This window comes from Pseudomonas sp. NFIX49, assembly GCF_900115915.1.
GTDB classification, from domain to species: Bacteria; Pseudomonadota; Gammaproteobacteria; order Pseudomonadales; family Pseudomonadaceae; genus Aquipseudomonas; species Aquipseudomonas pharyngis.
This window is the reverse complement of the sequence record NZ_FOYE01000007.1, coordinates 226,206-238,200: the sequence shown is the minus strand read 5'-3', so window position 1 is coordinate 238,200 and position 11,995 is coordinate 226,206. Positions and strand designations below refer to the sequence as shown.

The 11,995-nt window shown below is 59.0% G+C and carries 16 protein-coding genes; 3 read left to right on the top strand and 13 right to left on the bottom strand.

All coding sequences use genetic code 11. The annotated features are described in order from the left end of the window. Window positions 1-6: 6 nt before the first annotated feature. The 6 genes from arsH to BMZ46_RS21210 all read right to left on the bottom strand — a co-directional run bounded on the left by arsH (window position 7) and on the right by BMZ46_RS21210 (window position 3,504). Complete coding sequence (gene arsH, locus BMZ46_RS21235) at window positions 7-696, bottom strand: arsenical resistance protein ArsH (RefSeq protein ID WP_039773143.1); 690 nt, start codon at window positions 694-696, stop codon at window positions 7-9. A gap of 11 nt (window positions 697-707) precedes the next feature. Then, window positions 708-1,178: an arsenate reductase ArsC gene (locus BMZ46_RS21230; RefSeq protein ID WP_039773144.1), complete on the bottom strand. Its 471-nt coding sequence runs from the start codon at window positions 1,176-1,178 to the stop codon at window positions 708-710. Between the two features lie 9 nt (window positions 1,179-1,187). Beyond that, window positions 1,188-1,535 carry a metalloregulator ArsR/SmtB family transcription factor gene (locus BMZ46_RS21225; protein ID WP_039773145.1) on the bottom strand — a complete coding sequence of 116 codons (348 nt, stop codon included), beginning with the start codon at window positions 1,533-1,535 and terminating at the stop codon, window positions 1,188-1,190. A 118-nt stretch (window positions 1,536-1,653) separates the two neighbouring features. Further along, a complete protein-coding gene (locus BMZ46_RS21220; protein WP_064595875.1) occupies window positions 1,654-2,274 on the bottom strand; it encodes a LysE family translocator in 621 nt (206 codons plus the stop codon). Between the two features lie 43 nt (window positions 2,275-2,317). Next, on the bottom strand, window positions 2,318-2,785 hold the full coding sequence (locus BMZ46_RS21215) for a metallophosphoesterase family protein (protein ID WP_074690822.1): 468 nt from the start codon (window positions 2,783-2,785) through the stop codon (window positions 2,318-2,320). A 197-nt stretch (window positions 2,786-2,982) separates the two neighbouring features. Beyond that, complete coding sequence (locus BMZ46_RS21210) at window positions 2,983-3,504, bottom strand: AraC family transcriptional regulator (protein WP_371855497.1); 522 nt, start codon at window positions 3,502-3,504, stop codon at window positions 2,983-2,985. 85 nt (window positions 3,505-3,589) lie between these two features. Here BMZ46_RS21210 and BMZ46_RS21205 point away from each other — a divergent pair, with 85 nt between their 5' ends. Next, window positions 3,590-4,051 carry a Rid family hydrolase gene (locus BMZ46_RS21205; RefSeq protein ID WP_074690968.1) on the top strand — a complete coding sequence of 154 codons (462 nt, stop codon included), beginning with the start codon at window positions 3,590-3,592 and terminating at the stop codon, window positions 4,049-4,051. On the opposite strand, the gene BMZ46_RS21200 is transcribed toward BMZ46_RS21205, so the two are convergent. The 6 genes from BMZ46_RS21200 to BMZ46_RS21175 form a co-directional block, all read right to left on the bottom strand. Beyond that, a complete protein-coding gene (locus BMZ46_RS21200) occupies window positions 4,048-5,055 on the bottom strand; it encodes a LysR family transcriptional regulator (protein WP_039773153.1) in 1,008 nt (335 codons plus the stop codon). The genes BMZ46_RS21205 and BMZ46_RS21200 overlap by 4 nt on opposite strands. A gap of 311 nt (window positions 5,056-5,366) precedes the next feature. Continuing rightward, on the bottom strand, window positions 5,367-5,729 hold the full coding sequence (locus BMZ46_RS21195) for a DUF6124 family protein (RefSeq protein ID WP_074690824.1): 363 nt from the start codon (window positions 5,727-5,729) through the stop codon (window positions 5,367-5,369). Window positions 5,730-6,171: 442 nt separating this feature from the next. After that, window positions 6,172-7,089 (bottom strand): AraC family transcriptional regulator, encoded by a 918-nt coding sequence (locus BMZ46_RS21190; protein ID WP_074690825.1) that lies wholly within the window; start codon window positions 7,087-7,089, stop codon window positions 6,172-6,174. 81 nt (window positions 7,090-7,170) lie between these two features. Next, a complete protein-coding gene (locus tag BMZ46_RS21185) occupies window positions 7,171-7,428 on the bottom strand; it encodes an Atu4866 domain-containing protein (protein WP_074690826.1) in 258 nt (85 codons plus the stop codon). Window positions 7,429-7,447: 19 nt separating this feature from the next. Beyond that, a complete protein-coding gene (locus tag BMZ46_RS21180) occupies window positions 7,448-7,822 on the bottom strand; it encodes a hypothetical protein (RefSeq protein WP_074690827.1) in 375 nt (124 codons plus the stop codon). A 177-nt stretch (window positions 7,823-7,999) separates the two neighbouring features. Next, a complete protein-coding gene (locus BMZ46_RS21175; protein ID WP_039773162.1) occupies window positions 8,000-8,764 on the bottom strand; it encodes an SDR family NAD(P)-dependent oxidoreductase in 765 nt (254 codons plus the stop codon). A gap of 285 nt (window positions 8,765-9,049) precedes the next feature. Here BMZ46_RS21175 and BMZ46_RS21170 point away from each other — a divergent pair, with 285 nt between their 5' ends. Together BMZ46_RS21170 and BMZ46_RS21165 are read left to right on the top strand one after the other, a co-directional pair. After that, a complete protein-coding gene (locus BMZ46_RS21170) occupies window positions 9,050-9,994 on the top strand; it encodes a helix-turn-helix domain-containing protein (RefSeq protein ID WP_074690828.1) in 945 nt (314 codons plus the stop codon). Between the two features lie 180 nt (window positions 9,995-10,174). Then, complete coding sequence (locus BMZ46_RS21165; protein WP_074690829.1) at window positions 10,175-10,909, top strand: SDR family oxidoreductase; 735 nt, start codon at window positions 10,175-10,177, stop codon at window positions 10,907-10,909. A 69-nt stretch (window positions 10,910-10,978) separates the two neighbouring features. On the opposite strand, the gene BMZ46_RS21160 is transcribed toward BMZ46_RS21165, so the two are convergent. After that, on the bottom strand, window positions 10,979-11,896 hold the full coding sequence (locus tag BMZ46_RS21160) for a bifunctional helix-turn-helix transcriptional regulator/GNAT family N-acetyltransferase (RefSeq protein WP_074690830.1): 918 nt from the start codon (window positions 11,894-11,896) through the stop codon (window positions 10,979-10,981). Window positions 11,897-11,995: the final 99 nt, after the last annotated feature.

Below are 11,995 nucleotides of genomic sequence, written 5' to 3'. Positions count from 1 at the left end.
TGGTCATCAGATCGACCGCTGATTGACCCGCTGCATCAATTCCTCCGCCGATTCCTTGCGCTCGGAATAGCGATCCACCAGATCCGGGCGATCACGCAGCAACAGCGTGAACTTCACCAACTCTTCCATCACGTCCACCACCCGGTCGTACAGCGCCGAGGGTTTCATGCGGTTACCTTCGTCGAATTCCAGATAGGCCTTGGGCACCGACGACTGATTGGGGATGGTGAACATGCGCATCCAGCGGCCCAGCACGCGCAGTTGATTGACCACGTTGAACGACTGCGAGCCGCCGCAGACCTGCATCACCGCGAGGGTCTTGCCCTGGGTCGGACGCACCGCGCCAAGGGCCAGCGGCACCCAGTCGATCTGCGCCTTGAACACCGCCGACATGGCGCCGTGGCGTTCCGGCGAGCACCAGACCTGGCCTTCGGACCATTGCATCAGTTCGAGCAATTCCTGGACTTTCGGGTGATCGCCCGGTGCATCGTCCGGCAGCGGCAGACCCGAAGGGTTGAAGATTCGCGTCTCGGCACCGAAGTGCTCCAGCAGGCGGGCGGCTTCTTCGACCAGCAAACGGCTGAAGGAGCGCGGGCGGGTCGAGCCGTACAGCAACAGGATGCGCGGCTTGTGCGCGTCTTCGTCACACGTGGTTGTTTGAACCAGTGAAGGATCGAGGTTGGGCAGGTCGGTCATGTCGGCTCCGGTTACAGCGTGCTGATGCGGTCTAGCTCGCGCTTGAGAGCATCACGGTCAAGTTGGGCGAAGGGCAGGGCGAGGAAGGCTCGGCAGCGGGTTTCGATTCGGGCGAGAGTGGCGCGGAAGGCGGCGTCGATGGTGTCTTCATCGCCGCGCACATCCGACGGATCCTCCAGCCCCCAATGGGCTTTCAGGGCCGGGCCGAAATACACCGGGCAGGCTTCACCGGCGGCCTTGTCGCACACGGTGATGACGATGTCCGGCGGGTTGTCTTCGAAGGCCTCGTTGCCCTTGCTGCTCAACCCGGCGATGGAAATGCCGGCCGCCTGCAACGTGGTCAGGCTGCGCGGCAGCACCTGGCCCTTGGGGAAGCTGCCGGCACTGACCGCTTCGAAACCGGCCGGCGCCAGATGGTTGAACATCGCCTCCGAGAGAATGCTTCGGCAGCTGTTGGCGGTGCACATGAATAGAACTCGCATGGTTGATCCTCAGCAGCAGGCAGACGTATTGAGCGGGCGATCGCCCATGGCCGCCAGCCGCGCGCTGTTTTCTTCCAGCCAGGCGGTGTTGGCGGCCAATGTGGTTTCAAGCAGCGTGCGAATCCATGTCGGCAAATCAGGGTTGAGCCGGTAATAAACCCACTGGCCCTGACGGCGATCCTGCAGCAGCCCGCAGGTGCGAAGCTGCGCGAGATGGCGGGAGATTTTTGGCTGACTGTCGTCCAGCGCACAGACCAGCTCGCAGACACACAACTCACCTTCACGGGTGATCAGCAGCGTGGCCCGGGCGCGGGTTTCGTCGGCAAGGCATTTGAAAACGGAAGCGGGGGTGAGCATGACGATGCCTTCAGTACATATGGTTGTCCGAATATACGGATATCCATATGTGTTGGGCAAGCCTGGAGTTTGATGACGGTGGCAGCTCTCGACCGAAGATTTGTTTAGCGCAGGCGCTTCAACGCTTGCTGAATGCCAACCGCGCAGCAAACAGCACGAAAATCATCCCGGTGGTGCGATCCATCCAGCGAATCACTTTCTCCCGGCGCAGAAACCCGGACAGCGGCTGCGTCGCGCCAATCAACACCAGCGACCAGATCAGCCCGAGCACCACATGAATGCTCACCAGCCCGAATGTCCACGGCACCAGCGGCTGACCTTGCGGAATGAACTGCGGTAGAAACGACACGTAGAAAATCCCGATCTTCGGATTCAGCACATTCCCCAGCATGCCCTTGAAAAACCAGTTCGCCCCCGGTTTTCCATCGGCCTCGGCCGGTGCCAGCGAACGGCGAGGGCGCAGCAGCATGTTCAACCCCAGCCACGCCAGATACGCCGCGCCGCAATACTTCAACAGGTTGTAGGCCAGCTCCGACACCGCAATCAACGCCCCCAACCCAAACGCCACCGCCGCGCCCCACAACAGACAACCAGCATTGATCCCCAACGCCGCACGCAACGCCTGCTGCTTGCCTTCGACGGTGGCGGTGCGCAGCACCAGCGCGGTGTCGAGACCGGGCGTCAGAGTCAACAGCGTGGCGGCGAGGGTGAAGGCGAGGAGGTTGTCGGCGATGGACATGGCGCGTTGGTCTCCGGTACTGGATGCGGGAACGGTAGCGGTTTCAGGCGGGGGGATCCAGCAGGGAAATCAGGCGCGGTTCGATGCGGTCGGGTTGTATCTCGAGGATCGCCAGCGTCACCGGCAATTTGAAACGCCGAGGGCCGGCGCTGCCGGGGTTGACGTAGAGACGGTCACCGCGCCATTCGATGCGGGGCTTGTGGGAGTGGCCGGTGATGATGAGCTTGATGCCCGGATCGAGATCAGCGGGGACATCGGCGATGTCGTGAACGAGGAGGGTTGGCCAACCGTTGAGGGTGAAGGTCAGGAGGTCGGGGAGGTTTTCGGCCCATTGGCTGTTGAGGTCGTTGTTGCCGCGCACGGCGTGGACCGGGGCGATCTTGGCCAGTTGGGTGAGGATGTCCGGGTTGCCGATGTCGCCGGCGTGGATGATCTGGTCACAGCCCTGGAGCGCGGCGAGGGCTTCGGGGCGGAGGAGGTTGTGGGTGTCGGAGATCAGGGCGGTTTTCATGTGGGTTTTCCGAGGATATTTCGGGTGGAAGTGGCTGCTTTCGGCCAATAGCAGACGTTCGCCCTCGACCGTTAACGGCCATTAGCGCGCGATGATCGTGTTGTTTATCGTAATGCGGCCGAGGCGCCATTCACATGCGTCGCATCCTAGGGTTAAACCTCCAGGTAAGTCTTAACTCCGCTATCCAGCTCATCAAATCACAGCGCAGGCGATTGATTGTTCTGTTTCCAAGCCCGCGGAGTTACACCTTCGGTTCGCACGAATGTGCGACAGAAGTGAGACTGGTCAGAGAAGCCACACTCCAGTGCAATGTCCGCAATTAGCAATCTCGACGTCTGAAGTAACTGCTTGCCCCTCAGAATCCGCTGCTCTCGCATCCATTCTTTGGGTGAGACGAGAGTGGTTCTTTTAAACTGACGGGTGAAATGGCTGCGCGATAGCGCACAGGCCTGTGCGATAGCTGCTACTGAAATATCTGCGTCCAGGTTATCGAGCATTAACTGCTCCGCGCGTTGAATCTGCCAAGGTTTCAATTGCCCAGTCTGTTTAGTCAAATCCTTAAATGAGGACGCGCATGTTTCGTTTTTCATCCTGATTCCTTTTTCCCAGTAGCCGGTTGATAAGCTCAATCCAGCGGTCAGTCGATGGAAAAAAAATAACGGAATGCGTGTCGCAATAGGGGCGCATTTTTGCGCTGCTGGAGGCGCAAAAATGCGCATTTTCAATAGTGTTTCCGGTGCTAGCCTTTGCCTCCCGACAACTCGAATCGACATCATTCGACTCGTCATCTTCAAGGAGAAAGCAATGGCTGCTTCACAACCGCACGGCAAAAACACCGCTTACTGGGGAGTCTCATGGGAGGAGGGCTACGGCTATCCCCAGGCCAGAAAAGTTGGAAACGAGATCTATATCTCGGGTCAGTTCAACCACGATGAGGAGGGTAACCTGGTTGCTCCCGCGCCTTTGAATAGCGAGGGGAAGCCCAGCGATTTCTCGTCGATAGGAGAGCAGATGCGCGCCTCTTACGACAACATCGCCAAGTTGCTCGCGCTCTATGGAGCGACCCTTAATGATGTCGTCGAAGAAACGCTCTACGTATTGGATATGGACGCGGCCTTCGCCGTGGTAGGTGATGTGCGCAAAGCCGCATATCGCACTGAGCGGCCCCAGTGCGCGAGCAATATAATCGGTGTATCCAGGTTGGCTCAACGTTCACAGCTGATTGAAATTGTCTGCAAGGCTGTCATCGGATCTAGCGCCGACTAAGAGACGCTCCCGGTTTCGCCCTGCGCAACCGGGAGATCCAGTTGCCCTTCGATCAAAGGCTTTTGATGCGCTACGGCTGCTGCACAAAAAGTCATGAATGCTTTTACTCTCCATGACTTTCGAATGTCCTGATGCGTAAGCAGCCAGAGCTCATCCTGTAGTTCGCGCACAACTGGGCCGACGCGTCTTAACCCAGGCGTAATGTCTCCCAGCATGCACGGAAGAAACCCATAACCAAGGCCTGCCGCAATGGCGACGCTCGCCGCCGCGACTGAGTCGGTACGATAAGAAATACAGTCGGCGCTGACTCTGTTCTCGACGTAGCTCTTAGCCTTCAGTCCACATAATCCTGCGGAATAGGACACCCACGGTTGGCCTTCTGCGAACGGGATAGCAGTCGCTTGTTTTATGCTGCCATAAGGCGCCCATGCGATCGAAGCGAGCTTGCGCCCGACGAGACTTTCGGCAGGTTTTTTCGTCGCTCTCACCGCCACGTCAGATTCATCGCGAGCGAGACTTAACGTCTCGTTGCCAACCAGAACCTCGATGGCAATGCCTTCATTAAGCGCTTTGAAGTCGGCGATGATCGGCGTGAGGAAATACAGAAGCAGGGAGTCGCTAGTAGTGATCCGAAGCTTTCCCTGTGGCCCTTGACCTGCGCGAGAAACCCGACGTGTAACGCTGACGATATCAAGCTCGACGCGTTCGGCGAGCGCCCTTAACTCAATGCCCTCGGGCGTCAGCATGTACCCAGAACGGCGGTGGTCAAATAAAACGACCCCAAGTGTCTTTTCCACTTGAGCCACACGACGCGATACGGTGGATACATTGATTCCCAAGCTTTTTGCAGTCGTGGCTCTGTTGCCGCATTCGCTTAGCGTTTTGATGATTCGCAAATCGTCCCAAGAAAGCCGACTTGCAGCCTCGCTTAAACTCTGGGTGGCGCCGGTTGGTAAGGGCGGATTGATTGAAGCTTTTTTTGATGTTGGTTTCACGCCAAGCATCCCAAACTAAGGTTGCCCATCATACGAAATGGCTGGAGGCGAACCAAGGAGTCAAGTGCACAAGCGGACTCGGCTCGAGCAACCGGCCCGGATGTTCCGGTTAGATCGGGTGGCGTCAGTCGTTCTGGGCGAGTATTAGGCCTTTACCATCTTCCCCTGACCAACTTCGTCGTGCAGCTTTAAGCACTTCATTCTAATCAGTCGAATGTCCGCTTTTGGCCGAAAGCTGCCATTCCCCATGGCAGCTTCGACCAACGCTTATTCCCTCTTTCGCTCCGAACTAGCCGGTCGTCACCAAAGAGGGCAAACGTTTAGCTCTTCACCTCAACATGATCCAACGCCTGATTCACCGCCAACTCGCTCAACATCACCAGCTGCGCAATCCCGATCGCAGTCTTGCGATGGGCAGGCTCTAGCGTCGCAGCAAAGTTGTTAAGCATTTCGCTCGCGGAACCCAGTGATTCGCTGGCGTTGGCCAGCAGGGATTCGGTGTCGTAGGCCGGATTGGCCAGGTACATGGGGTCGTGTTTGTGGTGGCTGCCCATGACTCGTTGCTGCGGGGTGAGGTAGTGATCGAGGGCGCGTTCGGCGGCTTCGTTGAGGGTTCGGGAGTCGGGGAATTTGTAGGGGGAGACTGGATCGGTTTCCGGGGGATTCGGTGTTGGTTTGATCATGGTGAAACTCCTAATTATTGAAAAGGAGCCTTCACCCTCGCTACCAAACGAAGGGTGGCGGCCAATACGCGGGTTGGTAGACCGGTAACTAGGAACCCGGCGCACTCGAAAGTGCCCTGCGCATGGCCACCATCAAGTGCAGTCCTGGGGAGGTCTGCGAATGGCGCGCTATGCGACTAGTTAACTCGGGCTACCAAACCCCATCACTGTTTTTCAGTGACCCGGAAACGATAAAACCCGCGTCCCAGACGCACAAGCCGGCGGATTCTGGCGTAGTCGTAGGCAATGACGCAAGGCGTTGTAGCCTTGAGGAAGTAACGCTGAGTGTCTTTAAACAGCGAAGGCCGAAACCCTTAAACAACCTCCGATGGCTCCTTCAATAACCTTCGTATTGGATCTTTCCCCGGCGCTCTGCTGCCCTGAACCGGCTCCGGCCAGGCCATCACGCAGGATGCCGAACCCGGCTGGCATCTCTGGAGGGCGGGCACCCGAACTGGCGACTGTATTCCCGACTGAATTGCGACGGGCTTTCGTAGCCCACTCGATAACAGGCGCTCGCCACATCCAGCCCTTCGCCGAGCAACAGGCGGCGGGCTTCCTGCAGGCGCAGTTGTTTCTGATACTGCAGCGGGCTCATGGCCGTCACCGCCTTGAAGCGATGATGCAATGTGGAGTTGCCCAAGTTGGCGACCCGGGCGAGTTCTTCGATGCGCAAGGGTTGGGTGTAGTGGTTGTTCAACCAGTCGATTGCCCGTGTTACTCGCCGTGTTTGCGAGTCGCCGAGGGCAAGCTCATACAGACGACGGCCATGCACACCCCGCAGGAGGCGGTAATACAACTCGCGAAGGGCGAGCGGTGCCAGCATGCCGATGTCTTTCGGTGTTTCCAGCAGCCGGACCAGCCGCAGCATTGTTTCCAGCAGGGGCACATCGACTTTCTCGAGGAAAAGACCAAGCTCCGGCTCGTCCGGGACGCCTGCCGGCGGAGCATCGGCGATGATCTGAGCGATTTCCGTGGGCTCGAAATCAAACCGGATACACAGATAGGGCGCCTCCGGGCTGGCCATCAGCACGCGACCGGACACCGGAAGGGTGACCGAAACCACCAGGTAGCTGAGGGGGTCGTACAGGTAGTGGTCGTCACTCAGGCCGATTTCCTTTTGCCCTTGCACGATCAGGCAAAGTGCCGGTTTGTGCACGGTATGGATCAGCTCCGAAGGTGAATCGAAACGGATGACATGCAGGGGAGCTATGGCGGTCTCATAGATCCCGGGTGTGGTAAAGCGTTGCGTCAGCAGGCGAACCAGTTCGTCACGGTAGACGGCTGTGTTTTGAAGGATGAAAGCATCGCTCTGTTCCATTTCAAGGCTCTCACAAGTGTTCATGAGCGTCTGCCTGAAGCTTTTCAGGCAGACGATATTCACCCGACATCATCAAAGTACTCATTGCCGATAGAGGATCATTCCGGCGTGATACAGCACGTCGTCATGAAAGTGGCCATCAGCGGTGAAGCCGGTGTCGTCCCAGTACTGGATGTAATCACCGACCAGTTCGTAGCGGCCCTGATAGGCGCTCTTGTTTTTACCACGGGCCTCGTCGTAACGACCAGTCGTCAGAAGCTCATGACGGATGAATCCATCCGCGGTGACCCACATGCCTGCGTAACGATGGTCGTGAGTGGTTTTTTTGGCATCTTTCATCACTTCTCTCCTCGGATGTTCAGACTGAGCCGATACGGCCCAAAGCCGTGCAATCAGAGCCGTTTTCGGCAACGCGAAAACCCGGAGTGCGATCACTGCCACCTTCAGTTACGCGCATGCCGGGCGTGCGGTCCGAACCATCAGCGGCAACGCGGAACCCTGGAGTGCGATCACTGCCGCCTTCAGTGACGCGCATGCCGGGGGTGCGGTCCGAACCATCTGCGGCAACGCGGAACCCCGGAGTGCGATCACTGCCACCTTCACTCACGCGCATGCCGGGAGTTCGATCAGCACCGTCAGCGGCCAGGTACAGGCTGGTCGAGGAAAGGTTGATTGCGCAGGCCACCATCGCGCCGATCACCAGTGAAAGGGAAAGCCGTTTTGCATTTTTCATTGTTCAGTCCTCATTGACGTTGTTCATCTGAGCGGCCTGCCGTGGCCTGTGTGTGCATCCGTTGCGTGGTTTCAGATTACGTAGCCGAGCGCAGCGGTGTTAGGACGAAACTGCCGCAGATTTGCCTGATCCTCTCGGGTTGGTCGGGCATGTCCTGCGGCGCGTTTGTGCTGCGGCTCAGCCGGCCGTGACCGTCATGCCGCCGTCGGCCATGACCACCGAACCGACCATGAAGCTGGCCCGATCCGAGGCGATGAACGCGACCACTTCGGCGATTTCTTCCGGTTGGGCGGCGCGGCCGATCGGCGCCGCTTCGCCATGTTGGGCGAGAAAGGCAGGGCCATCGTCGACCACATTGTTGAGGATATTGGTCACCACATCGCCGACACCGACAGCATTGACGCGGATGCCATGGCCAATGACTTCAAGCGCCAGGGTGCGCGTCAGTTGGGCCAGCGCGCCCTTGGAGGCGGTGTAGGCGGCAATGGTGGGGAAGGCGAAATAGGAGGCGTAGGACGCGATGTTGACGATCGATCCGGACTTGTTGGGCATCATCGCTTTGACCGCCTCCCGGCTATGCAAAAAGGCCGCCGTGGCGTTGACCGCCTGAATGCGTTCCCAGTCTTCGCGGGTCATGTCGATGACCAGTTTGTTGATGATGATGCCGGCGTTGTTGACCAGAATGTCCAGCCGTCCGAATTGCTCGACGGCCAGGGCGACCGCGCGTTCGGCTGCCCCGTCCTGAGTGATGTCGGCCACCAGGGGGATCAGGCCGGGGCGGGCCAGTGCTTCCACCTCAGGGTTTATATCTTCAGCAATGACCTGGGCGCCGCGGGCATGCAGCAGTAGTGCGATGGCCTTGCCGATGCCACTGGCCGCGCCAGTGACCAGTGCGACTTTACCGGCTACTTCGTTTGGGGTGCTGTTCTTGAAGTCGGTCATGATGTTCTCCAGCGTTTTTGATCGAGTAGGGATAAGCCGTGTTGGCGCCGGCGAGGCGCTGTCATCGGCGACGGGCCTACTGTCTCGCAGCGAGGCAAAGTCGGCTTTCGTGAGATTGCCCACGCTGTCGGGGTTTTGCGCTGAATGTCAGTGAGGGAGGTTCGGTGCTCGATTCAACCCACGGCAAAAGCCCGATATCATCGAGCCGGTCTGCTGACGCGGCGTGCGGGCAAGCATCGGAGACCTGTCTGGCTTCGCACAGCCGAATCTGAAAAGGACGAGTTCATGGCAAATACCGGGCGTACCTCCCAGGACGCGTTGTCGACATCCTCTCGAGACTTGCGCATCAACGGCGAGTCGATGGGTGAGTTCCTGCCAGGTGAACCCCAGGCGTTACCCTCGCGTCCGGAAATCACGGACGTGGTGATTCAGCTGTTTACCCATCGCAGCGTTACTGAGCCGATTCTCGTGCCTGCAGTGGTGGAACCGCTGCTCGTTCTGGTTCTGGCCGGGGCGGCGACGGTAGAGGAGCGCGCATTGGGGGGCGAGTGGGAAGCTGCCGAGGTCAGTGCCGGCGATTTTTTCCTCACCAGTTCCGATGAGCCGTATGAAATGCGCTGGCAGACGCACGGAGGCGATACCTTCGAAGTCATGCATCTTTATCTGGGGCTGCCCTTGATCGAGCAAGCGTCTCGAGAGCTGTCGGGCCAGCACGCCGGGCCTGTGCGTTTGCGCGATGTTTCAGGGGCACGGGACGGGCGCGTCGCGTTTGTCATGGAGCAGTTGCGCACGGAACTGCTCCTGGAACGCTCGCCCAGCGCGCTTTTCGCCCGCTCTCTGGCGCAGGCGCTGGCCGTGCATCTGGTGCGCAGCTATCTTGCTGAAAGCCAGCCCGGGCGTCGGGTCAACGCCTTGCAAGCCTACAAGTTGCGCAAAGTCACGGACGCCATGCGCGCGCATCTGAGCGCTGAATTCAGCCTGGCAACATTGGCAAGCCTTGCCGAGCTGAGCGAATACCACTTCAGCCGCCTGTTCAAGCGGGCGACGGGGCTTTCGCCATCGCAGTACTTCATCCGCTTGCGCATGGTTCGTGCACGGCACCTGCTACTGGAAACCCGCCTTAGCATCATTGACGTCGGGCTGGAGGTCGGCTACTCGAGCCCCAGCCACTTCTCGCAGGTCTTTCGACGTGAAGTGGGCGTAACGCCCAGCGAGTTCCGTGGGGCCTGAGCGGCGCTTCATCACAAATTTGCAAGCGATGCACACAGACACGAATAGGCAAAAGTGGCGCAGGTTTCGGCACGCGTCGACGAGGCCCGTGCCCTTAATCTTTTCGACGTACCCCGCAGCAACGAACGCGTCTTCAGCGGTCGGTGCTGAACCTCAAAGCAGACAGCAGGAGCTACGGATATGTCGAACATTCAAAACAAAGTCGTCCTGATTACCGGTGCAAGCAGTGGTATCGGCGAAGCGGCCGCCAGGCTGATCGCCGCCAAAGGCGCGCATGTGGTCCTCGGTGCCCGCCGTACCGAGCGTCTGGACAAACTGGTCAGCGAGATCCGCGCCGAAGGTGGCTCGGCAAGTGCCTGCGCACTGGACGTTACGGATCTGCAATCGATGCACGCCTTCGTGGCGTTCGCCAAGACGCAACATGGCAAGGTCGACGTGATCATCAACAACGCGGGCGTGATGCCGTTGTCTCCGCTGGCCTCGTTGAAGGTCAACGAATGGAACCAGATGCTCGATGTCAACGTTCGCGGCGTACTGCACGGTATTGCCGCCGTCCTGCCGGACATGCAGGCGCAGGGTTTCGGTCAGGTCATCAATATCTCGTCGATTGGTGGCCTCGCGGTTTCTCCGACCGCTGCGGTGTACTGCGCGACCAAATTCGCAGTCAGGGCTATCTCGGATGGTCTGCGTCAGGAAACGGACAAGATCCGCGTCACCGTGGTGTGCCCGGGTGTGGTCGAGTCCGAATTGGCGGATACGATTTCCGATGAGGTGGCCCGCGAGGAAATGAAAGCCTTCCGCCGTGTGGCGCTCAATGCAGACGCCATTGCGCGAGCGCTCGCCTATGCCATCGAACAGCCCGACGATGTCGATGTGAGTGAGATCGTGGTTCGTCCGACCGCCAGTCCGCACTGAGCCGTTCCGGGCGCAATCACACGTGGTTTGTGCCCCGTTCCGCCTGGCTATAAAGACTGGGCATAGACCTCACAAAGCAATCGCCCACGTCTGACTGACCAAATCCTTGCCAAAGCTGTGAATCGGCTCTTCCTCGACAAGCTCAAATCCTGCCCGCTGGTATAACCGGCGGGCATCCACCAGATTGCTGGTGGTCCACAGAATCATCTTTTTGTAGCCGACATCCCGGGCAAAACGCAGGCATTCCTCGATCAGCCGATTGCCGATCCCCAATCCCCGCGCACTGGCATCCACGTAGAGCATGCGCAGTTTCGCGGTGGTTTCGTCGTGGCGGATGACGAACACCGAACCCACCACCTTGCCGTCCTTCTCCGCGATCCAGCAGCGCTCGCCGGTTGGGTCGAATTCGCGCAGGTATTTGGCGACGACCTCTGCCACCAGCGCTTCGAACTCTGAATTCCAGCCGTATTCACGGCTGTAGATCGCGGTTTGCTGATGCACCACCAGACCCATGTCACCGGGCTGCGGATCGCGCAGCAGATAGGTCGTTGGCTGACCACCCTCGAGCAGCGTCTGGATCTGCTTCATCGATGCGATCAGTTGCAGTTGCTGCGGTTCGGACAGGCGTTCGAGCAGGGTGATGACTTCTTGCCGCGAGGCTTGCTCCAGCGGCGCGAGGATTTCGCGGCCGAGGTCGGTGATGTGCAGTTGACTGGCGCGGGCGTCGGTGGCGGAGGGGACTTTCTGGATCAGGCCTCTTTTGTCGAAACCGCTGATGAGGCGACTCATGTAGCCTGCGTCGAGGCCCAGCATCTGGCGCAGGTCGGTGCTGGTCAGATCGCCCTGGGACGCAAGTTCGTAGAGGATGCGCAGCTCGGTCAGCGAGTAGTCGCTTTGCAGCAAGTGTTCCTGCAACACGCCGATCTGATGGGTGTAGAAACGGTTGAACTGCCGGACGATGTCGGCGCGGTCGGTGATCGTGGACATGGCGTGATGCTCATATGTTTGCTTTAGGCAACTATATAGTTGCCTTAGGCAAGCAAGTCAAATGAATGATTTCACGATCCCGAACGCAAAGTCAGCCGG

Excerpts from the sequence above, each read along its gene's own strand:
- arsH (WP_039773143.1), bottom strand. The coding sequence starts at position 696 with ATGACCGACCTGCCCAACCTCGATCCTTCACTGGTTCAAACAACCACG.
- BMZ46_RS21230 (WP_039773144.1), bottom strand. The coding sequence starts at position 1,178 with ATGCGAGTTCTATTCATGTGCACCGCCAACAGCTGCCGAAGCATTCTC.
- BMZ46_RS21225 (WP_039773145.1), bottom strand. The coding sequence starts at position 1,535 with ATGCTCACCCCCGCTTCCGTTTTCAAATGCCTTGCCGACGAAACCCGC.
- BMZ46_RS21220 (WP_064595875.1), bottom strand. The coding sequence starts at position 2,274 with ATGTCCATCGCCGACAACCTCCTCGCCTTCACCCTCGCCGCCACGCTG.
- BMZ46_RS21215 (WP_074690822.1), bottom strand. The coding sequence starts at position 2,785 with ATGAAAACCGCCCTGATCTCCGACACCCACAACCTCCTCCGCCCCGAA.
- BMZ46_RS21210 (WP_371855497.1), bottom strand. The coding sequence starts at position 3,504 with ATGCGCATTTTTGCGCCTCCAGCAGCGCAAAAATGCGCCCCTATTGCG.
- BMZ46_RS21205 (WP_074690968.1), top strand. The coding sequence starts at position 3,590 with ATGGCTGCTTCACAACCGCACGGCAAAAACACCGCTTACTGGGGAGTC.
- BMZ46_RS21200 (WP_039773153.1), bottom strand. The coding sequence starts at position 5,055 with ATGCTTGGCGTGAAACCAACATCAAAAAAAGCTTCAATCAATCCGCCC.
- BMZ46_RS21195 (WP_074690824.1), bottom strand. The coding sequence starts at position 5,729 with ATGATCAAACCAACACCGAATCCCCCGGAAACCGATCCAGTCTCCCCC.
- BMZ46_RS21190 (WP_074690825.1), bottom strand. The coding sequence starts at position 7,089 with ATGGAACAGAGCGATGCTTTCATCCTTCAAAACACAGCCGTCTACCGT.
- BMZ46_RS21185 (WP_074690826.1), bottom strand. The coding sequence starts at position 7,428 with ATGAAAGATGCCAAAAAAACCACTCACGACCATCGTTACGCAGGCATG.
- BMZ46_RS21180 (WP_074690827.1), bottom strand. The coding sequence starts at position 7,822 with ATGAAAAATGCAAAACGGCTTTCCCTTTCACTGGTGATCGGCGCGATG.
- BMZ46_RS21175 (WP_039773162.1), bottom strand. The coding sequence starts at position 8,764 with ATGACCGACTTCAAGAACAGCACCCCAAACGAAGTAGCCGGTAAAGTC.
- BMZ46_RS21170 (WP_074690828.1), top strand. The coding sequence starts at position 9,050 with ATGGCAAATACCGGGCGTACCTCCCAGGACGCGTTGTCGACATCCTCT.
- BMZ46_RS21165 (WP_074690829.1), top strand. The coding sequence starts at position 10,175 with ATGTCGAACATTCAAAACAAAGTCGTCCTGATTACCGGTGCAAGCAGT.
- BMZ46_RS21160 (WP_074690830.1), bottom strand. The coding sequence starts at position 11,896 with ATGTCCACGATCACCGACCGCGCCGACATCGTCCGGCAGTTCAACCGT.